The 22718-nt window shown below is 34.3% G+C and carries 16 protein-coding genes; 14 read left to right on the forward strand and 2 right to left on the reverse strand.

Going from position 1 to position 22718, the window contains the following annotated elements; genetic code table 11:
- Window positions 1–104: 104 nt before the first annotated feature.
- A complete protein-coding gene (locus tag IGL98_RS03235; protein ID WP_206841351.1) occupies window positions 105–2441 on the forward strand; it encodes a helix-turn-helix domain-containing protein in 2337 nt (778 codons plus the stop codon).
- 84 nt (window positions 2442–2525) lie between these two features.
- The gene (locus IGL98_RS03240) at window positions 2526–2999 is read left to right on the forward strand and encodes a glutathione peroxidase (protein WP_206841353.1); all 474 of its coding nucleotides are present in this window, start codon (window positions 2526–2528) and stop codon (window positions 2997–2999) included.
- 304 nt (window positions 3000–3303) lie between these two features.
- Here the strand turns inward: IGL98_RS03240 and IGL98_RS03245 are convergent, their stop codons facing one another.
- Both IGL98_RS03245 and IGL98_RS03250 read right to left on the reverse strand, forming a co-directional pair.
- Complete coding sequence (locus tag IGL98_RS03245; RefSeq protein WP_206841355.1) at window positions 3304–3981, reverse strand: GHKL domain-containing protein; 678 nt, start codon at window positions 3979–3981, stop codon at window positions 3304–3306.
- 592 nt (window positions 3982–4573) lie between these two features.
- Window positions 4574–5362 carry a LytR/AlgR family response regulator transcription factor gene (locus IGL98_RS03250; RefSeq protein ID WP_206841357.1) on the reverse strand — a complete coding sequence of 263 codons (789 nt, stop codon included), beginning with the start codon at window positions 5360–5362 and terminating at the stop codon, window positions 4574–4576.
- A gap of 431 nt (window positions 5363–5793) precedes the next feature.
- Here IGL98_RS03250 and IGL98_RS03255 point away from each other — a divergent pair, with 431 nt between their 5' ends.
- From IGL98_RS03255 to IGL98_RS03310, 12 genes are all read left to right on the forward strand, one after another.
- Entirely contained in the window at window positions 5794–6912 is a 1119-nt protein-coding gene (locus IGL98_RS03255) for a tyrosine-type recombinase/integrase (RefSeq protein WP_206841359.1), read from the forward strand.
- 155 nt (window positions 6913–7067) lie between these two features.
- Window positions 7068–7748 carry a winged helix-turn-helix domain-containing protein gene (locus IGL98_RS03260; protein WP_206841362.1) on the forward strand — a complete coding sequence of 227 codons (681 nt, stop codon included), beginning with the start codon at window positions 7068–7070 and terminating at the stop codon, window positions 7746–7748.
- 199 nt (window positions 7749–7947) lie between these two features.
- Entirely contained in the window at window positions 7948–8373 is a 426-nt protein-coding gene (locus IGL98_RS03265) for a hypothetical protein (protein WP_206841365.1), read from the forward strand.
- Window positions 8374–8452: 79 nt separating this feature from the next.
- Complete coding sequence (locus IGL98_RS03270) at window positions 8453–14362, forward strand: hypothetical protein (RefSeq protein WP_206841368.1); 5910 nt, start codon at window positions 8453–8455, stop codon at window positions 14360–14362.
- Window positions 14359–16692: a hypothetical protein gene (locus IGL98_RS03275; RefSeq protein ID WP_206841372.1), complete on the forward strand. Its 2334-nt coding sequence runs from the start codon at window positions 14359–14361 to the stop codon at window positions 16690–16692. Before IGL98_RS03270 ends, IGL98_RS03275 begins: the two co-directional genes overlap by 4 nt.
- Before the next feature lie 13 nt (window positions 16693–16705).
- Entirely contained in the window at window positions 16706–16951 is a 246-nt protein-coding gene (locus IGL98_RS03280) for an ATP synthase F0 subunit C (protein WP_206841375.1), read from the forward strand.
- A 10-nt stretch (window positions 16952–16961) separates the two neighbouring features.
- Complete coding sequence (locus tag IGL98_RS03285; RefSeq protein ID WP_206841377.1) at window positions 16962–18116, forward strand: F0F1 ATP synthase subunit delta; 1155 nt, start codon at window positions 16962–16964, stop codon at window positions 18114–18116.
- Complete coding sequence (locus tag IGL98_RS03290) at window positions 18113–19612, forward strand: F0F1 ATP synthase subunit alpha (protein ID WP_206841379.1); 1500 nt, start codon at window positions 18113–18115, stop codon at window positions 19610–19612. The genes IGL98_RS03285 and IGL98_RS03290 overlap by 4 nt, the downstream gene beginning before the upstream one ends.
- Entirely contained in the window at window positions 19609–20466 is an 858-nt protein-coding gene (locus IGL98_RS03295; protein ID WP_206841380.1) for a F0F1 ATP synthase subunit gamma, read from the forward strand. Before IGL98_RS03290 ends, IGL98_RS03295 begins: the two co-directional genes overlap by 4 nt.
- Before the next feature lie 2 nt (window positions 20467–20468).
- A complete protein-coding gene (atpD, locus tag IGL98_RS03300; RefSeq protein WP_206841383.1) occupies window positions 20469–21863 on the forward strand; it encodes a F0F1 ATP synthase subunit beta in 1395 nt (464 codons plus the stop codon).
- The gene (locus IGL98_RS03305; protein ID WP_206911936.1) at window positions 21860–22171 is read left to right on the forward strand and encodes a F0F1 ATP synthase subunit epsilon; all 312 of its coding nucleotides are present in this window, start codon (window positions 21860–21862) and stop codon (window positions 22169–22171) included. Before atpD ends, IGL98_RS03305 begins: the two co-directional genes overlap by 4 nt.
- 95 nt (window positions 22172–22266) lie before the next feature.
- On the forward strand, window positions 22267–22707 hold the full coding sequence (locus tag IGL98_RS03310) for a hypothetical protein (protein ID WP_206911935.1): 441 nt from the start codon (window positions 22267–22269) through the stop codon (window positions 22705–22707).
- Window positions 22708–22718: the final 11 nt, after the last annotated feature.

Raw genomic sequence — 22718 nt, forward strand, 5'->3', positions numbered from 1 at the left:
CCCTTTTAGAAAAGCTGACTCGGGAAATAAAAGGTGATTAAACGAACGATATTTTCTTGTTTAGGTGTTATAATGAAAAGGAAATAAATAAATGAGGTAAAATAATGATTGCAAATGAAAATTATCATATCAATTATCAACAACTGCTGACAGAACAAGATGTGCTTTATAAAGAAACAACTATTTTGATGGTCTTAAAAGGAAGCATGTTTATTACTATAGAAGAAACAACTAATCGAGTAAGTGCAGGGGAATTGTTTGTCATCAATACAGGAGATCGGGTGCTCTTGAGTGGCGATTTAGAACAAAGTTGTACTTATTTGGAATTGGGGATCGATACTGTTTTCTTTGCGGCTCAATTTCCTGCTTTTTTTTATACGCGCTTTGACTGCACACCGATTCAAAAAGAACATGGGAAAATGCCTGCGATCGCAGCATTAAGAAGACAAGTTGCGGAGTTGTGTTTAATTGAATTTAGCGACGATTCTTCAAAAAGACTCAAGATCACTTTATTTTTAACTCAGATCATATTGTCTTTGGTTCATCATTTTCAAAAAGAAGAGGTCACAGAGTACCATCCTTCAGACAATCAAAAATTAAGAGAGATTTTGGACTACATCGAGGAACATTACCACGAAGGGGTCTTATTATCTAACGCAGCAGAATATTTTTTTATGTCGGAATCCTCTTTATCGAAGTTTTTTAAGAAGGAAACCGGAGATTACTTTTCTCATTATGTGCGGACGATTTGTGTGAAACACAGTTTGTCAGAGTTATTGTATACGAAAAAAAGTATCGAGCAAATTGCCTTAGATAGCGGGTTTAGCAATAGTAAAACGTATCGTCAACATTTTAAAAAAATTTTTAACGATTCACCAACCAGTTATCGTTCATCTCACTTAGAACAGACGAAGGCGCCACAAAAAATCGAACAAGTCGTTCAAACAACAGAGCTTCAAATCAAAGAAATTTTGGTCCCGTTATACAGTTATATTCAAACAGGTTTGGAAGAAGCTCATCCTTCAGAATTATCACTAAAAACCAAACAGCTCCATATTACAACGGAACAATCTGAAGCCGATTATCTAAAAAAAGACGTGATCATTCATGTTGGTTCATGGGAAGCTTTAGCGTCTAAGAAAATCCAAAGTGAACTATTGGACATAAAAAAACAGATTGGGATCAAGTATATTAGTATCCAATCGCTATTTACACAAATTCCTCTAACGGTTCAGATCCATCAAGAAGCGGGGATGAATTCATTTCCCGCATTTGAACAGTGGGACTACATTCTGACATTTTTAGAAGATGCTCGGCTGGATATTTTTTTCCAGTTGTCTCTTGTAGAATTTAATCAGCTAAGCGTTAGAGTGAAAGATATCTGTCGTAAATTTTTTCGACATGTTCAAAATAAATTTGGCACAAAAATGACTGAGCAATGGAAAATCAATTGTCTATTTAAAGGGCAAAATCTTGCTGACTATTATCCTGATTTTCTAGAAGTGAAAAAAAGCTTATATGAGCTCTCTTCTAAAATAGAAGTAGGCGCAGAAATTCCTTTACCTGACCCATTCTTTGAGCAAAATGACTCAGAGCAAACGCGATTTTTTTGCGAGACGATCGCAGCAAAGTGTGATTTTTTATCATTTTCTGCTGAGCCTAATTATGTGTTTCAAAATTTAGATAGCACCTTTCCGGATTTGAAAAATTACCATCAATATGTGCTGAATAAAATCCTTCATATCAAGCATGTTTTAAAAGAATACGAAATCAAGCTACCACTTTATCTTACGGAATGGAACACATTGACTGGGATGACAAGAAATAGTAATGGAACCTTCTTTAGAGGCGCGATTATCTTAAAAGATCTTTTGATGCTGGATACGCTAGTATCAGGATTCGGGTTTTGGCTGAACATCGAGTTGTATGAGAAACAAACACAAGACCGTCCATTAAAAAATGATGGGTTGGAATTGTTTCATTTTTACAGTGGGAGAAGACCTGTTTATTTTTGTTTGTGGCTGGCTAGAAGATTGGAAGGAAAAGTTCTGGCGCAAGGTGAAGAATATCTGCTGACCTATCTTGACGGGAAGTATCAGTTGCTATTGTTTAATACGAATTATTTTGATCCGCATCTTTCTTCAGAAGAGGCGTTTCTTGAAAGCCAGGCAGTAACGTTTGAAATCGAATTAGCAGCGATTAAATCAGCTCATTATCAGATCAAGCAAATTGACTTCAACCGTCATAATGGCGCATTATTTTACACCTATGAAGAATTTCGGAATGCTGACGCACTTGATATAGAGACACAAGAATATGTTGTAGAGAGTACTCGACCGAAGATCAAAGTCTTCGATACTCAAATCGACGATACGTTTAATTATTATGTGACACTAGATACAAATGGTATTGTACTATTGGAATTGACGCCTATTTTATGATCGATCAAAGGTCGTTTCCTTGACGAAAAGCCCTCTACTAGCTAGTATTTAATTAAGACAGGTAATTGGAGAGGAAGAAGTAAAATGAGTATTTATGATTATCAAGTAAAAACGACAAAGGATGAGACCGTTTCGTTGGAAGATTTTCGAGGAAAAGTACTCTTAATCGTGAATACAGCGACAGGTTGCGGTTTTACACCTCAGTATGAAGGCCTAGAAGCGTTATATAAAAAATACCGTGAACAAGGGTTAGAAATTTTAGATTTTCCTTGTAATCAATTTGGACACCAAGCACCTGGAACAAATCAAGAAATCAGTGAGTTTTGTCAGTTGACGTATCAAACAACGTTTCAAACGTTTGGAAAAATCGATGTAAATGGTGAAAATGCTGATCCGTTGTATGATTATTTAAAAGGTGAAAAAGGTGGACTTTTAGGTGGCGCGATCAAGTGGAACTTTACTAAATTTTTAGTGGATCGTGATGGTAATGTTGTGAAACGGTTTGCCCCGACTCTGGAGCCAGAAAAAATTGCTGGAGATATTGAAAAATTGTTGTAAAAAATACTTTTTTTTCTTGATATCAATAATTATCTCATGCTATAACGATTGTGCTAAGAAAGAACATAAAAAGTAAGCCCCTGGAGAGTTTAGTTCTCCATGGGCTTTTTTTTGGCTAATGTCACCATTTCTATCTTGTTATTCAGCTAATACTCAGATAACAAGATCAGGATCCCCAAAAGAAGCGGACATCTTCATCCAGCCGCAAGACTGTAAGATAGGCGACAACATAAAATACGCACTTTTTCCTATAAATTCATTATTTTAGTCATCGGTAGCAGGATAAATCCCAGACCGAGAAAACTCATAAAGATACGACTAAACGGGCAACAAAAACATTATTCGTACGTTCAATTCGAAAATCTAAATTGCTATATTCATTTTCTAACTTATTTATGATCGACAAGCCTTTACCAGTATGATTTTCTTTGGAAGTAAAGCCATTTTCGACGATTTTTGTCAGAGGTGTATTTGAATAATCACTATTTTTTATAACGAGTATTACTTCACTTTCTGTTTGTGTCATTTCTACTTGAATAGTAGGCTCTTTTTTAGAAATCACAGCTTCTTCTGCATTATTTAAAAGAATGGTCAAACAGCGAATGTAATCAATAAGCTGAATACCAATATCAATTATTTTTCCTTCTACTATTAGTGTAAAAGGAACTTTTTTTTGATTCATATTTTCTCCAAACGTTGCTAATACAGACTGTAAAGGAGTAATTGAGATATTCGACAATTGGAAATAATACTCAGGAATCAAGACACTAGATGAGTAATTGGTAATAGAAGCAATGTACTTCTTAGCATTTTCAATATCATCCAATTCAAGATAACCATTTAAACTTATGAGGATCCCTTTATAATCATGTCGAAAATCAGTTATAGATTGATATTTTTCTTGGACAGTAATTAAGGACTGGCTTAGCTGTGTATATTCTTCCTTTTGTGTGTAAGAAGAAGAAATTAGATAAAAAATCAAACTAAAGAGAAATCCTCCTAGAATAAAGATTAAACAGCTTAAAACAAATGCTTCTGTCTGGGTCGTAAGTAAATAGAATTTGTGGATAAAAAATAGAATCAGATAAACAGATAGAATCACATAGGAGAGCTTCCGATATCTTTTTTTCACACTGTAAAAAATGGCTAGCACGTTAAATTTTTTAATAAGAGTATGTGTAAAGATGCTACACAAAGACAATAACATCAGGTGTAAGACGCCTAACAAAAAAAAGGATAGATTACTATTAAACAATGTAGGACTAAAAAATATCCTTGGCAAATCAAAGGTGAAAATCCAAATAGCAGATAATAATGTAAATACCCATAAAAATGAAACGACAGGAACTATCGAATTGCTAAATCTTGTTTCAATAAATTTAGACCTTAGTAAGATAAAAATCAAAAAGAAGACAGTTATCACATAATAATGAAGAAAGAAATTCGCAATCATAATAGAAACGACAAATACACTTAAAAAAATTGTTTGTTTTTTTGACACAGTGATTCGATAATCCATAGACCATAATAAAAACAGAATATCTAAAGAAAAAAGAAGGTAATTATTCGTCATATTATACATCGCTATGCCTCTCTTCTAAATAAGAGTGAAAAGCACTCGCAATTTTAGCAACAACTTTCGTTCCAAAATACAATTCAGATTGATCCTTAAATGTAATAATCCCTTCCAATCGATTATATGATTGAATGAACGATAGATTGATAATATAGGATTTTAAGTCTTTAAAAAAATAGGTTTCGGTTAGGTCACTTTTTAAAGTAGTTAGTTTTGCATCGCAAATCATTTCATTATTTGCAGTTTTTACGATGACTTTATTTCTTTTACCTTTCATTGAAGCGATGTAATAAATCGTCGAAGTTAGAAAGACGACTTGGCTATTTCCAGAACGAATTGCTAAAACATTTTCTTCTATTGGAATAAGCGCAGACTCTATTTGATGCAAGTGAGAAAATAGTTCCTCTTTAAAAAAAAGATTAGGTAAAGGTTGTTTTACAATATACCCAAAAGGCTGGATCTGCTGATTGATCACGTCAATACTCTTAGTTACATCGCTGGTTAAAAAGAGAATAAACATAGTTTTATCTAGACCTATTTCGCGGATTTTTTTAGCTAACTGAACGCCATTAAAAAAAGTGTTTAAATGAATATCGATAATAAAAACATCATTGTTCATAAAATTGAAACTACTCATATTTTGATAAAATTGAATGTAATTATCAATAGTAGAAATTTTCATTTTCGCCAGTTTACTTTGTTGTGAAAAATAAGTTACTTCATTTTTTAATAATCTTCTATGAGAAAAATCATTTTCTATTATATAAATATTAATAGATGTCTTCATTTGAGCCTCACCTCTAATTTTCCTTGTAAATTTACTATACTAAATATTAAAAAAAATAAAAAAGAAAGTGACTTAAAGTTTAATAATGACCTAAAAAGGATAAATCGTGACATGAACGACATTTTTTTTGTAATAAAAAAAGATTAATATATTGTACAGAGATAAAAATAAAGGATGCAACAAAGGGTGCACCCAGTACGATTCGTTTTCATAATTGACTTACAATTGAGAAAAGGAAAAAATTCTATTTTCCCTCTAATTATTTTAATTAAACGGTAATTTTTAAAAGTTGTCAATATATTTTTTAAACAAAAAACAAATTTTTCTGATGAATCCAACTTTTTGTTTTATATGATAGACGGAAACTATCTATTTAGAAGAATAAGCCGTCAAAATAATTGTCAATGAAAGCGAAAGTGAGGGACGAGTAAATGACAAAAAAAGGGGAAAATATCTACAAAAGAAAAGATGGTCGTTGGGAAGGTCGATACATAAAAAATCGAACAGAAAAGGAGAAAATCATTTACGGTTCTGTATATGGAAAAACTTATACAGAAGTAAAGCAAAGACTAACAATATTAAAAGCAAAACACTTAGAAGCGAATCGACCGCTCAAACCCTACTTAGGTACTTTTTCGGAATGGATCAATTATTGGTTAACGACTAAGATACGAAATGAAGTCAAAGATACAACCTATTCTAATTATTATTTATTGATAAAAAAACATATCTTACCTTCATTAGGTCATAAATTATTAGTAAAAATTGAACACAAAGACTTACAAAATTTTGTTTATGAACTTCAACAAAAGCAACTGACATCTGGCTCAATCAATAATGTTTTTGCTATCATCAAAAAATGTTTAGCTGAAGCAAAAAAAAGGGATTATTTAGCTGAAAACCCATGTATATATGTAGATTTACCAAAAAATAAAAAGAAAGAAACACAAGTTTTAACCTTACATCAACAAAGAAAACTTGAATCTGTCGCATTTCTAGACGTTGGATGTTCACCTGTGATCTTGTCTCTATACTCTGGTATGAGAATCGGTGAAATCAGCGGATTAAAATGGACTGACATTGATTTTGAAACTAATTTAATTTCTATACAACGAACGGTATCCAGAATTGTAGATGAAAATTCCTATACGTCTAAGACTAAATTAATTGAAGGGACACCAAAATCAATCTATTCAGCGCGTCAAATTCCTTTAGCCAAGAACTTAAAAGATTATTTACTGCAAATGCAAAAAGAAGCAAACTCTGACTATGTAATATCAATGGACGAAAGATTGGTTGAACCACGTACGATTAGTAATAGGTTCAAAAAAAATATACAGCAAGCAGGCATAGCAGATATTAATTTCCATGTCCTACGACACACTTTTGCGACACGATGCATTGAACGAGGAATCGACATCGCAAGTTTAAGCAAGATACTTGGTCATCAATCTACAAAAATGACGCTTGATACCTATACAGGATCGCTGATGGAAACGAGACGAAAAGCAATGAAAACAATCGATACCTTATTTTTACAAAAATTATAAAGCGTCAACTTTATGGTCATAAAAATTTTGAAACCTGTCATATCAACGATTCAAACAAAAAATTCTCAATTGTAAGTCAATTGAGAAAAAATGCAAATTTTATGCATTTAAATAAATATAACATTAATAATCTTTTAGAAATGGAGGAAAAAAATATGAAAATCGGCATTATAGGAAGTATTTCAGGTAAAGAAAGTGAGTTTGAAGCAGTTGAAACAAACCGAACCAGTATAAATTTTGAGTTTGCCCCATTAAATAATGAGTTTGAGAGTGCAGATAAGGATGCGGTTCTTATTTTTAATAACGGAGAGTCTGACATTAAAAAAACATGTGAAAGTCTTATCAAAATTAAAAAAATGTCTGTACCCGTTTGGATCATGACACACGATAAAGAAATGCAAGAGCGATACATCTATATCCAGTTAGGTGCTTGTGGGATTGTTACAAGTGATTTTTCAATAGAAGAAATCGGGATGGTTATACATAATTCTATAAATCTTAAGAATAATCCACAATATAGTACACCAAAGAAAAGATTGAGCCTAGATTCTTCAAAATTATGTTTGATTATTGATGAGCAGCATGTTTTCTTAACTCGCACAGAATTTTTGTTAATTGATTATTTATATAGACATCAAAATCAAACTTGTACTTATAATGATATCGTTGATGAAATTTTGAAAGAAGGAAAAGAAAAGAAGAGTGAGCAGTACGAAAAAATCAGAATAGCAAATTTGATATTTAAAATTCGGGAAAAATTACCTTTAGTAGCCAACCAAGAAAAAGAAGTGATTCAAACAATCCGATCTGTAGGATACATGATGAACTCGATTTAACCAAAAGAGCTGCGATAAACAATATTATCAGGGAGTTTAGGATATGAAAAAAGAATGGTCACCACAGCAAACATGGCGATGGATCCTGTTCGGGCTTATCTTATTTTGGGGAAACATCATCTATTTGATCATTTTAAGAGCAATTTAGATAACTGAACTGATTAAAATGAATCATGCAAAGGAAAGGGTTAATGAAAAAATGAAGAAAAAAACAGTTGAAATTTTAATTGCTGCAGTTGTTACGCTGAGCTTAGTAAGTTGCAGTCTAAATGAATCACAACGCACGACAAACGCTAACTATAACGAAATTATGATGGGCATGACACAGAAAAAAGTTGAGAACAAACTTGGTAAAGCAATGAGAATTATAAAAAAACAAGAAGAAATATCAGAACATTCCGAAATTATAGAGCGAGATTTAAATTCACTTGCAACATTTTCTGAAGAGAACCCCAAAAAAATACAAGAATTTGTTGGAGAAAATAACAGTCAATCTCTAAAAAAACAATTGACAGCAATCAAAGAAGTCAAAAAATTGGAAATTCATCAGTACAAGTTAACGAATGGGAAAATCGAAAATCTATACATGATCGATAATATAGTGATATTGAAATCTCTCGAGTGATCAGTGCTTAGAATGAAAAGAAAAGATACTAAATTCTTATAGTCGTATAAAGTAAGTGAATAATTAAAGGAGTAAATCAATGAAGAAAAATATTTTTCTAAGCTTGGCAATTTTCATTGTTATTATCGGATTATTAGTTATAGCATTCAAAAATCCTGTAAATAAATCCTATGAAATAAAAGAAGCTGGATATACATACTCTCCCAAAGGTGAGGTCGTAAAATTTTCAAATCAAGCCAAATATAACAACACATGGATCAATAATGAAAGAGTTATTGAAGATAACTCAAAAAAGAAATCAATCGATGTTTCACGAACGCTCTTTTTAGAAAACAAAGAAATTCAATTTTTAGGTAAAAGTGTAGCTGTTATCAGTAACGAAAAATTAGATGAATTACCTTCATTTACTTTTCTAAAAGAAGAAGCAACAAATTATGTCGTGAAAACACAAGAGAATAAAACAATTAGTAGCCTACCAAAAGGAACCATGATGAAGTTAGCCGATGGACGATACATGATTCTGGATTCAGCAAATCTCCAAAATAAGGATGGTCTAAACAAAAAACTGAAAGACAATTCGATTGTTATCATTGATAAAAATAATAAAGTAAGAATCAATGGTGACGGAAAAACAGAGGAAGTATCTAGTTCTGACTTATATATCAGTATGGAAAATAGCCGTTATCGCTTTGATTTAAATACGGAGCAATTGATCAATCCCACTGATGAAAAAGATACAATCGATGTGAAGCAAATAAAAATAGATATCAATGATGAAGCCGAAAAAAGAAATGACCTTTTAAGCAACAGTGAAGCTAAAACTGACGAATCGACGGAAAAATCATCAGAAAGTAGCAGTAAACAACCTGAATCGTCTACTCTAAATAACACGGAAACACCAGATAATATCTCTAATGGACAAGCAGATAACGGAACAAATAATACGTCAAACAATCCGGGGAATACCTCGACTAATAACGGTAATGGCAATACTAATAATGACCCAAATGCATTAACAGATGAGCAAACAGAAAATATCAATGATGTTATCAAAAAATTAAATGAACTTGAAAAAAACGAAAAATTTGAAGTACCAATTATTAGTATTGAAGCAAAAGGTGTAAAGCAATCAATCCAAGGAAAATTATTGATCAACGATCAATCAGAACGCCTGAAAAATTTAGAAATTTCTCTTTTAAGTAACGGGACTATCGTGGAAAAACAAGATATTCAAACAACTGAACAGACGCATGATTTTTCATTTGAGAATTTACATTATGGAAATACGTATCAATTAATAGTTGAAGGAAGCTATTTCTATAATAAGACAGAAATACAGAATGTTACCTTCTATAGAAAGAACTTCGTCCTTTCACCTGTTCAAATCAATAAAAAAATTGTTGAACAAGGATCTAATTTTATACGATTTCAATTGCAGGCATCAGATGAAGTAAGCCATATAGAAGAGTTAACACTTCGTTATAAACTGAACAACAGCCAGGAAACAGAGTCTAAAAAAATTCAAGTAAATAACTCAGAATTAAATGGTCCCAGTCGTTCTACGGTGGTCGAAATACCTGAACTTAAGTCTGATCAAGAATATTTGATTGAGATGGACAAGTTAGTTGTTGAAGGTCAAGAGATAACAGATACTGGTTGGTACTTAATTGGAAGAACGAAAAAACAACTACCATCACTCGAAGCCTTAGAAGTAGACTATTTATCGACAGATGCACAGTTTACAGTCACGCCTAAAAATTTAAACGATGCAGATGAAACAATCACCAGTATTCGCTATGTTGTTTATCAACAAGAAGATTATGAAGCAAATGGAAAAACTGCTGAAATATATGCGTCGGCTACCGTTAATGGGAATGAAAAAAATAGTGCTGTATACATCGGAAGAACAGCAGATATGAAAGATGGTAGCTATGTCGTAGTGGCTTATGTTATGGGAAATGATGGGCAGAACGATTATGAATTAGCACCAATTGTCTCAAATCCAGCTATTGTAGGAAAAAAAGTAATTCCAACAATACAATTCAGCTTGGCTCAAGCACAACAAGATAGCCTAAATATTCATTATGAAGTATTTGATAACGATGACACGCTGATCTTTAATTCATTAACAAAACCAGTATTTAGATTGTTTTCGGCAGATGAAACTGGAAATATTATTGATACGACCCCTATTAAAGAAGTCGAAATCGCAAATAAAAAAGAATTTAACAACCAATTATTAATAGACGGTCTAAAAAGCAAAACATATTATATCTTGACATTGACGGCTTCTTATAACTTAGAAGATGGAAACGGAATAATAGCTCACAAAGAAATCGGCCGTTCAACACCATTTAAAACAACAGAAGTAAAAGAGTTGACAGCGATCTTTACTCAAAAGGACGCAAAAGAAGATCAAGTCACAGTCAATGTAAAACTTGATAAAGAAGCGAGTGTGCTCGAAAAGGCAAAGCTTGAAGTGAAAGATGATAAAGGCAATACAACGATTCAAACAATTGATCTCACAGAAGAAATGATCGAAATATTGATTTCTGATAAAGGATTGGACATCCCTATTCTTGATTTAATGCATAACAATGATTATCGCGTATCTATTATTGAAGCCTATGACAGTGGAGAAAATGAAGTCCCAATTCAAGGGAACGACATAATGAAGACACGTAAAATCGGACCAGTTGCGACAACAGTCTTACTGAAATATGACGAGAAAGACTCAAATCTCGGTGCTTTAGTTACAGCAACTGATTTACCGACTGTAATTGATGAAGACGATAGTATCAAGTCAATCACGTTCCAATTATTTGAAGCGAAAGCATTAGAAAATGATAAAGATGCGACACCGTTAGCTGAAAAAGTAATTGTGACTGGATTTGATTCATATACGAACTTTGATTTAGAGTCAGGTAATTTAGGCCGAGGCAAAGTCTATATCATCAAAGCAATCGTTAATTGGAATGACAGATTCGATGAACACATCATCGATTTATTGTCAGATGAGATAGGAATCGATCAAAAGCTTCCAGAAGTTGAATTTAATATAGTAAAACGTGACGCAACAGGTGTGACCGTTAAAACTATCATCCAAGATGAAGATAATATTTTAGAAGGCAATAAAGTAACGATTCAAAATGGAACAGATGAAGTTGAAGCGAAAGATGAGCAGGAAGTCACCATTCCAGCCAATGGTGCAGTAACAATCAAAGCTTTAGGAAACTACCGCGAGCATGAAGGAATGCCAATTAAAAAGGCAACACTACAAGAAAAAGTACTTCTACCATTAACAAATCAAGTCCCTTCAATAACCAATAATATGGAGATTGATGTAGAAAAACGACAACTTTCAGCAAAGGTAACGGCTGGTTCCATATCAGGATCAGTTATTGCGACGAAGCAAACGATTAAACATGAAGCAGATACTGTCTATTCTGGTTTTCAAAAGGGAGCCGATGCCTTAGCGGCACAAGTAAGCTCGTTACCAAATGAAGATGCCGGTATTTGGTTTAACAGTAAATACGATTTGGCAGTAGCAACGACGTTGTATTATTCGGAAAACGCAATGGACAACACATTGTTTAGTGGACAATACAACATTATTATCAATGATGGCGAAAAAGTAGTGAGTAGCACATCTGGAAAAGTTACAACAACAGGCAATCGCATAAATGCCAGCACATATGAAATCAGTAATGCTACGAATGATGCAAAAGGTAACCTGACAAGTATCCAGTTCCAAAACATACTGACAGGAGAATATTTAGGCATTAATACAGGAAGCATTGTCGACAATGAAGAAAAACCGTACACCTTTTCAATGAAACGTTTAGCCAACGGTTCTTATGTTGTGATGTCAGAAAATAAATACGTTAATTTTGATACTGGTATCGTTTCTAATGAAAAACAAGCATCGGTCGTTGATTTATATTCAACTAACGAAGCAACCGTTACGTCAACACAAGAAATTTCATTGCCAGAGTTGCAAGTACCAACGGCAGTTATTGATAAAACGGTCATTTATGATAAGAGAATTGCATTGGATTTCCTAGTAACGGATAAAGATCGAACTATTTTGAAGAATGCAGAAGGCAATCTTGAACTTTACGTAACAGTCTATGGAAAAGATGGAGCTGATCCGATTAAAAAAGTTCAACTTCAGGCACTGACAGATGTGCGGTCGGTAATTGATGGGTTGAGTCCAGAAACGGAATATACAGTGAAAGTTGAAGCTGACTATGACGAACTTGATGGTACTGGAAAGAAACAAGCAGAATTAGCTAGCTATGAGTTTAAAACATTATCGGCTGCACCTGAAATTGCACAAACAACCTATGCCTGGACGCCAAATATATACGCTGGAAAAGGTCGTAAAATCGCAGGTACGACGAATTTTAAAGATGAAAGCAATATTTTAGATACAATCGACTATCGTTTATATGAACTGACAAAAGATATTTCTTATTCGACAGACGTAGAAGTAATGGCACCCATTTTGGCTAGCATGACACCAGTAACAACATATAGTTCTAAAGAGCAAACGAACCTCTTTGATATATACGATGAGGCACGAAAACAACGGTTTGTCTCTGGCAAAACATATATCATAGCAGCTTATGTAAAAACAACCAATCCAAATGAAGTACCTGAATTCCTTGGAAATGTAAATAAATTAACAATTACAGCACCAACAGCACCAATAGCGAATCTAAAAGTTGAAAGTCTAACAAGTAAACAAGCAGATATCGTGTTCTCATACAATGATCCACAGGGATACATTTTAACTAAGAATAACAAACCATTTAACTATCTATTAACAGATACGGCCACAGGAAATCCAGTAACTTATGTAGAAGGGTATGAAGGCTCATTCACAGGGACTAATGCATCGACATGGTTGAAAAATTTCAAAGGTCTAAATCCATCTACAGGCTATACATTGACTATTACAGGGAAATATAACAACTTAAATGGTCAAGGTGATAAACCATGGATCAAGAGTGTCAATTTCACGACGAGTGATGAATACGTGACATCTAACCCACTGATCTATATATTGAATGGTTCTAATTTGACACTAAAAGTAGCGAATCTAAATAATGGTTCTGCCACAATCAAAAACAGCCGAATGGTTCTATATCAATACAATGCTGCAACAAATACGATTGGTGTAGAAGTTGCGAACAAATCAATACCAGTTGCAAGTAAATACCCAATCGATATAAATGAGACTTTCGACATCAGCTCACTGGCTGGAGCTAATGAGTACTTGATGGCTCGTCTAGAAGTAACGTATGACACTGATTTAGGAGAGGAAAATCAATCGTATACAGTTCAAGCAATTGTTTATGTCGGTGCAAGTGCACAAGGAGAGTTAAACAAGGCAAACGTGAAGCTGAGTGATAATGCGATAAAAGTCCAAGTCAAAGACTTACCAGCAACAAGAGAAACGTACACAGTAGATGTACAGAATGAACGTGGACAGGTGATTGCAACACAAGAAGTCAATCAAAAGAACCTAGCTGAACGTGTAACGATTAAAACAGACAATCAAAGTGTAAGTCGCGTGCAAGTGAAAAACAAAGCAAAAACAATTGCGGATTATCAAACAAATCAATTTGAAGGAACGATTATGGCATTTAATTCAAATGAAGAATTGATTTTACAAGCGCCAAACCTGATAGAAGATAAAACGTATACGATCGACATACAGACGAAAGAAACAACCCTTGCAGAACAGTTGTTAGGGATCGTGAAAGAAGAAGTAGTGTTTGATACGAAATCTTATACAAAAGAACAAATTAAAAAACAATTATCAAAAAACAATAAGCCAATTAAAAAGACATATGAAGTAACTGGCGCAATGCTAAAAGAAGGTTATTCTCTTCCTTGTTCGTTGAATCACGTTGATGTTCACGTTAAGGAAAGTGAAACAGGAATTGAGTTGATACTTCAAAAGATGGAGGTACTTAAGTGAAAAAAATAGGTGCGGTTTTAGGAATAGTTTCACTTCTTTTGATGGTAGTATTATTCATCGGCTCAAAAACATTTGCACATTTTGAAAAAATTGTTCTTGAAAAAGAAGGCGTTATTCTTGATGCGAACATCGAGACGGCTCAATTTTCAAAAGGCGATATGTTATACCGTATGTGGGATGAAAAAGAAATTTTAGCTGATAAAACTGGCAATCAGAAACGTGAAATTTTGAAAGAAAATATGCTGTTTTTCAATGATGAAAGTCTACTATTCACAGATGAATTTACCATCATCAATACTGAAGGATTAACAGAAAAAACGGAAGAGCATACAAGCTACTCATGGAATTCTGGCAACTATAAAGCAAAGAAATCGACAATTACTGAAAATAGTATCGTTAAACTTGCAAACCGAATGTATTTCTTAAATGCAAAAGCGAAAGTCTATTTTGGGGAAGATGAAGTAACAACGGTCGATCGACCGTTGTTACTCATCGACCAGACCGGAAGTGTGATTGTTTACGATGCACCAGCTAAAAAACGTTATCTAGGCCATTTGACACTGATCATTGATGAGAAAAAACGTTTTGATGTCAGCGATGAAAAATACTATGTCGATGATCGAGTGATTGATTTGACAAGTTTTGGCGGAACAGATAATAAAAAATTAGTAGTCGAAAGCTCAGAAAAAAAGGAAAAAAATACTAAAGACTCTATTTTAGCAGAACGAAAATATTCAAGCGAAAGTAAAACGGCATCAAATAATGACCAAGCAACAACGCCAAGTTCCCTACCAACGACAAACGGTACAAGAAATTCAGGAGCTTCTACCGATGACGGGACCGAGGGGAACAACACTGGAAATGGCGCAACAAACGAAGCGAATACAGCAACGAATACTAACAATAGCTCACTTGTTACGTTACAAAATTACGAAAATTTATTGGAAAAACTAGAAGAATTAAACAAAAAATCAGAAAAAACAATTCCAGTTTTGACCGTAAACTACATCAACCCAGAAGTAACGAACGTATCATTCAACTATCAACTTTTAGATGTATCTAATACACTTGTAGGTTCCATCAAAATGGAACTTATCAAAGAGGGTGAAGAAGAAGTCCTCGACACATTACATGGTGACGTAACTTATGGAGTGGAATCATTTTCTGGTTTGGCGCCAAATACAGCATATTATATCCGTTTTACCTACCAATACGATTTGGGCGATGGACAAGGAACACAAACACTGGAAGTGAAAAGTAATATATTTGAGACAGCGAAAGTGGAAGCTGTTTACCAGTTAAAAAAAGTCACAAGCAATACGATGAATATACTAGCAAGCTTAGACCAACAAATGACTGATTTAAGTCGAGTACGTTTAAAAATCATCTCAGAAAATGGCGATGAGTTTTACGTAGACGGTAACATGAATTTGATCGGAAACGGTGGACAAGAATTTACAATCTCAGGATTAACACCATCAACAAAATACCACTATCAACTAGAATTACACGTAAAATCAGGTGAAACGATCCTTCTAGAAAAATCAAATGACTACCAAACGGTGGAAGACACGACACTCAATGACTTTGATATAAACATCGTAGACAATAATTTAATTGAAGTGACTTATGATTGGTCATCTGTAGAATATGATCTCAAAGACGTATCTTTAGAATTAAAAAGTACAGAATCAAATGAAACAATTCCATATAGAATCGTTGGCAGAAACGAGCAAACATTAACGATGATTCCGTTGATAACAACTAATGCAGCGGACTTCACGATCCAGCTAAATATCACAGCAGTGAATGTTAAAACCAATGAAGAAGAAAGTTTCAATTATGAGAATGATTCATCAATTGACTATAGAAAAAATGCTTACCTGAGTATTTACGTGAAAGGAGCAGAAATGCTTTTTTCTGAAAATAGTCTCAGAACTTCAGGTTACACAATGGAAACAATTCCAACGACAGAAACATCAACCAGTAATGAAGTATCTGAAAATAAACCCGATGCACCTAGTGATGAAACAAGCAATGTAGACAGTAAAAATAGTGAATACATTTGTTCGTTGGAATGGATAGCAGCAGATGGGGGAAATTATACCGTTGTAACAGAACGTAAAGAAAAAACAAAAGAACAACTCACATTGATACAACTTGAAGAAAAGTGGCAAGCATTTGATTCTCAACCAGCTACAAGTACTGAGGATGGAAAACTTAATATGAAACTAGAACTTTCTAAATTAAGCGTAGAAAATTTCGATTTTAGACAAGCAATATATGACCCAAAGGGCACATTAATTATGTACGTTTATCCAAGAGGATGAGAGGCGGAAAAATATGGATTTAGTAGTAGGTTTAAGTTTATTAGGAGCAGCACTAGTTATTGGCTTAGCTAGCTTAGGTGCAACAATAGGTCAAGGGATCGCAGTTGGCCGAGCAACTGAAATAATAGGGAAAAACCCAAAAGCAAAAAAAGAAGTGATGAACGGATTATTTTTAGGATTATTAATGATTGTGGTGTTGATGCTGTTTGCTTTGGCAATCGCCGTAATACTATTATGGTTCAATCCGTTTATCAATTAAGGATAAAACGATGAATAGTAAAATAGCAGTACTATCTCTTGGGTCAACTCAACTGATAGAAACGATTCGTACGACTGGAGAAGCAACGCTGTTACTTGTGCAAAGCTTCTTCACTGTAGTAATTGAAAGTGCTCGTCAACTTCTAATGCTTGTTTTGACCATTGTCCCATTTATTTTAGCAATTGTTGCTCTTTGTTTCATTGTCTGGCAACTGATTGAGTATTCATTCAAGTTTTTCGATTCACTTGATCGATCATTACGTGAAGATAAAAGGCTTGAACAAGAAATAGATGCTAAAGTTTCAGAACGAAAGAGTAAAGAATATGAACAAGAAAAAAGAGCATGGTCTAAAAAATTCAATCAAATGGTCGAAGCAAGAGATTATTACCAGACTGCTTTTGAACAATTGTCAGATAAAAACGAAGAAAAAAAATACGACAACCATGAACTCTTTTCCCCAGTTGTTCAAAAGGTAGCAATAAAAGTACCGGATGAAGCCTTGACAAAAGTACTATATAAAACGGATATGAAGGCACAAATGAAGTCTGTGTTCAAAACTGTCGAAGAAGTTGAAGCCGAGCAGTTGTACCAAGAAGCAATCGAAAAGTTTAATTATGACATGTTGATTCTTCAAACAAGATATGCTTTGCCTTATAAGGTCATTATCAGATTGTTTGAACTGTACAACGAAGATGAATTAAAAACGTTTTATCAGTCATTTAATTTTTTTATGAAGGAATTGAGTTTGCGTAAACACAAAAAAATCTATCGTAGCAACTACTATTCTTCTGAACAAAAGATGCAAATCTTTTCTCAACTGGGGTTATTAGATTCGTTAGATAAAGAGTTTTGTAATTTCTTATATTTCTTGTTGAATAAGTATAGTTATCGTCAGACAAATGAATTACATCAGCATTTTCAAAAAGTTTGGGGCATCAGATATTATCAAGGAACGATCACCGTATCCTTACCTTCTGAAACCGAAATCAGTTTATTTAAAGAAGTATGGGCAAAAAATCAGACGTCTTACCAACTGGAGATCACCATACAGCCAGAAGTAAAAAAAGGAGTAATCATTCACTCTGCTCAAACCTCAGTCGATTTAAGTTATCAAAAATTAATTGATCAATACGTTGATCGCTATGAAATGGAAGTGAGTCTTTGAAATTCGAAGAGTATAATACAGCTAAATTTGAAACCGCTGTGGATATAGATTTTTTAAAGGAAAACGGTCAAGTCGAAAGCATTTCTGATGGCATTGTTTTTTGTTCTGGCTTAGAAAGTAGTTTTTATAATGAATTAGTGATTATTGATGATCGATTCCATGGAACAATTATGGAACTGCAAGAAGAATTAGTAGGGATTGGGGTCGTTGAAGATACCAATGAAATTCGAGAAGGAATGTCTGTAAAACGAACAGGTCAACCAATCAGTGTTCGGATATCTGCTAATCATCAAGGGAAAGTAATTAATCCATTAGGCGAATCGTTGTACGGCGATTCGGATGCGTTTGAAGAGAGTACGACTGTTCCAATGTTTTCGGTAACACAAAAGATCACATTCATTGACAGTGTCAGCCGACCACTAGAAACAGGCATCATGATTTTAGACACGTTACTTCCAATTGGGAAAGGCCAACGTCAGCTGATTCTTGGGGATCGTCAAACAGGTAAAACACAACTCGCTTTGGATACGATCATCAATCAAAAAGGAAAAAACGTTCATTGTATTTTTGTTTCAGTTGGCTTGAAAATCCACTATATAACGGAAGTGATCGAAGTATTGAAAGAGCATGATGCGATGGCTTATACAACGATTGTAGCAACTACCTCAAGCGATAGTGTGACTTCTCAATATTTAACCCCATACGCTGGAATGGCGATGGCGGAAAGCTTGATGAAAAAAGGGGAAGATGTACTGATTGTTTTAGATAATCTGACCAAACATGCAGATGTTTATCGAACCATTTCATTATTGTTTAGTCGACCGCCAGGAAGAGAAGCGTATCCAGGAGATATTTTTTACATACATTCCAGCCTATTAGAACGAGCTGTTCAAATGAATGAGGCGCATAAAGGTGGTTCAATTACAGCCTTACCAATCATTGAGACCTTATCAAACGATGTTTCAGCTTATGTTCCGACAAATGTAGTTTCCATTACAGATGGACAGATTTTATTAAAAGCTGATTTATTTAATAGTGGACAAAAACCAGCAGTAGATGTAAGCGTATCTGTTTCCAGAATTGGTGGGGATGCGCAATACCCAATTATTCGACAATTAAGTAAAGGATTGAATCTTCTTGTGTCTCAATACTACGATTTGAAAGAGTTGCTAGATTTTGGGAATGCGCTGGACGATGATAGTCAAGTAATTGTCGATAAAGGAAGAATTCTATTAGAAATCTTTAAACAAGGTGAATTATTACCCTTATCATCAGGAGAAACAGCAGCGCTGCTTTATGTCATCAAATCAGAAGAAATAAACAATCTTGAAACCAAGCAAGTGCAAAGTTTTAGACTACTATTTCTAGAAAAAATAAAAACAGCAGATTGGTTTGATGAATTAAACCGAACAATACAAGAAGAAAATAAACTTGGAGATGAGTTTGAACAACAAATTTCTACATTGGCAGTAGAAGTAAGGCAGGCTGTTCAATGAGCGGACAAACAATTGAATGGAAAATCCAAGCACTTGAGTCTACCTATAAAGTTGTTCGAGTGACCGAACTCGCAACATTAGGCAAACTAGGAAAACTTAGAAAACGAGCTGAACAAGCGGTAGACTACTATGAAAATATCCTTGAAAACTTAAATTATGTACGAAAGATGATGTACGTCTCTCATGAAACAGGAAACGAAAAAAAAATCGCTGTTTTGGTCATTACTTCCGATAGAGGACTATGCGGTTCATACAACAGTAAAATATTTGCTGAAATCGATAAATTTCTCGCAACTATTCAAGCAGATCAACAGATTGATTTTTACGTGATCGGTGAACAGGGAAGAAACTATCTCCTTAGAAAAAAACAGCAAATTAAAAGTTATTTAAAAATTTCGCTTGAAGATATTACCCTTGAAACCGCGGAAAAGTTGGCCTTAGATTTTATCGATGGAATTTATCAATGCGAAGTGGATGCTCTGCATATTATTTTTACGAAATATATCAGTGCCGTATCTTCAGACGCTTTAACTCAGAAAATTTATCCAGAAATACTTGAAGAAGAGACCGCAGAAATTTCTGCTGATTATATCTTAGATTATGACGAATCAGATGAAGAAATCGAAAAATTATTGATGACCAATTATATCAGCGGCTTACTTTACAGCATGTTTTTATACTCCATAGCAAGTGAAAACTGCATTCGCAGAATTGTGATGAAAGAAGCAAAAGACAACATTGAAAAGCAATTAAAAGAAATCATTCAAGAAAAAAAAAAGGCGGACCGCCAAGCTCAGACAAATGAATTGATGGATATCATAAATGGATCAACAGTGATTAGAAAGGGTGAATAATATTGCTAAAAGAGGAACAATATGGAACAATCACCAGTATCAGCGGCTTTGTATTAACAATTGAGTTTGATAATGGTGGTATGCTCCCAGAAATCGGAACGGCTCTTTCCTATGAAACCTACTTAGGAAGTTACATTGCAGAAGTTGTTCAACACCTTGGAATCAACAGTGTCCGAGCGATAGCGGTAGGTGAAGTCAATGGGCTAGCTAGAGGAACAAAAGTAAAAAATTTAGATCGTACGATCGAAATGCCTGTAGGTTTTGAAACACTTGGTAGAATGTATAACGTATACGGCACACCAATTGACGACAAACCAGATGATAGTAAACAAAAATGGTCTATCTTTCGTTCAGCGCCCGGACTTTCACAAATGAGCGAAACAAAAGAGATCATGCACACTGGTATCAAAATTATTGATTTTCTATGTCCAATATTAAAAGGTGGAAAAACAGGCCTATTCGGTGGAGCAGGTGTGGGAAAATCAGTTTTGATGCAAGAATTGATCAATAATATCAGTTTGCAAGGGGGCTATTCCGTATTTACAGGTGTTGGAGAGCGAGTACGAGAAGGAATCGGGTTATATAAAGAACTTGCCGAAAGTGGTGTATTAGACAGAACAAGTATTGTACTTGGACAAATGAATGAGTCACCTGGGGTACGAATGCGTGTAGCGATGTCAGGATTGACATTGGCAGAATATTTACGTGATGAGGAAAAGAAAGATGTATTGTTGTTCATCGATAATGTCTTTCGTTATATCCAAGCAGGTGCAGAAGTTTCAGCGCTGCAAGGGAAAATACCAATCACTGGTGGCTATCAATCGACCCTTTCAAAAGAAATCGGTGCGTTGCAAGAAAGAATTGCCTCAACAAAAGACGGATCAATCACCTCTATCCAATGTGTCTTTTTACCAGCAGATGATATTGATGATCCTTCAGCAGTGGCAATTTTTAGCCATTTAGATTCAACGATCGTATTGGATCGTTCAATCGCAGGCTTAGGAATCTTTCCAGCGGTAGATCCGCTAGCCTCTAGTTCACGAGCGATGACTGCTGCTTTTGTGGGGCAACGTCATTACGAATTAGCCGTTGAAACAAAGTTCATTCTTCAAAGATATGCGGAATTGCAAGAAATCATCAATGTTTTAGGAATGGCTGAATTGAATGAAGAAGATCAGCAATTGGTTTATCGAGCAAGAAAATTAAGAAACTATTTTTCTCAACCGTTCTATGTATCAGAGAAATTCACAGGAATGCAAGGAACGTTTGTACAGCTAGAAAACCTGTTGAATGATATTGAAAATATCATTAAAGGAGAATATGACGCACTTTCTGAAAGCCAGTTTCTGTTTGTAGGATCCTTTTCAAAGGAACCATTGGTGGTGAATGAAGAGTGAAACTGTCGCTAATTTCGCCTGAAGGATTACATTACGAGCAAGAGGTAGAAGGCTTTGTGTTTGATAGTCGAACTGGTCAGAAAACAGTTTTAGCTTATCAAATCGAGACGCTGTCATTTTTTAATTTTACTAAGCTATCGATTTTATCTGATGAAGTATCCGATATTTTCTATATCGCATTGGGATACGTACTAGTAAAAGAAAATGAATCCAAAATTGTTGCAAAACTTGTTTCTAAAGAGGAAGAAGAGACGGAAAAAAGATATCAGCGGCTAACAAAAAGAACGCAAAAGGATGAAATAGAATGATGAACAAAATAAATCTGTTTTCGGTTCTTCCACTGTTTTTTCCTTACCTCTGCTTTTTAGGAAGTTTCGTGCTGATATTTTCAGTAGGACTTTTATTGATTAGAAGACGGACAGAGCTGACTAAGAGAAACCATTTTGTTGTGAAAACATATAATAACTTAAAAAATACGTATCCATATTTAAGAATGTTCAGTGCTTTTCAATTGAGCTATGTTTCATTGATAGGAACGTTTATCATAATGTTCTTATTCAAAACTCTAACGGTAGAGTTATTGATCATTGCATTAGGAATCTTATATGGAATACAAGTCTCTCATTGGCACAGTCAACGTATAGACAAAAACAACCAACGAATAACGGTTCTTTTAGTAACGAATGCGCTGTTGATCATCGCGTATGCGATTGGCAGTTTTTATTGTTTAGCGTTAATGCCGCTTGTAGGAAATATAGCTATGTTGCTGATTTTAATCATTAGTTTGTTATTTTTATATAGCTTAACATGTATCCACAAATACTCTTTTCGAAAAATGACGTAAAGGAATAATCA

It is taken from the genome of Enterococcus sp. DIV0840 (assembly GCF_050527835.1).
Lineage (GTDB): Bacteria > Bacillota > Bacilli > Lactobacillales > Enterococcaceae > Enterococcus_L > Enterococcus_L ureasiticus.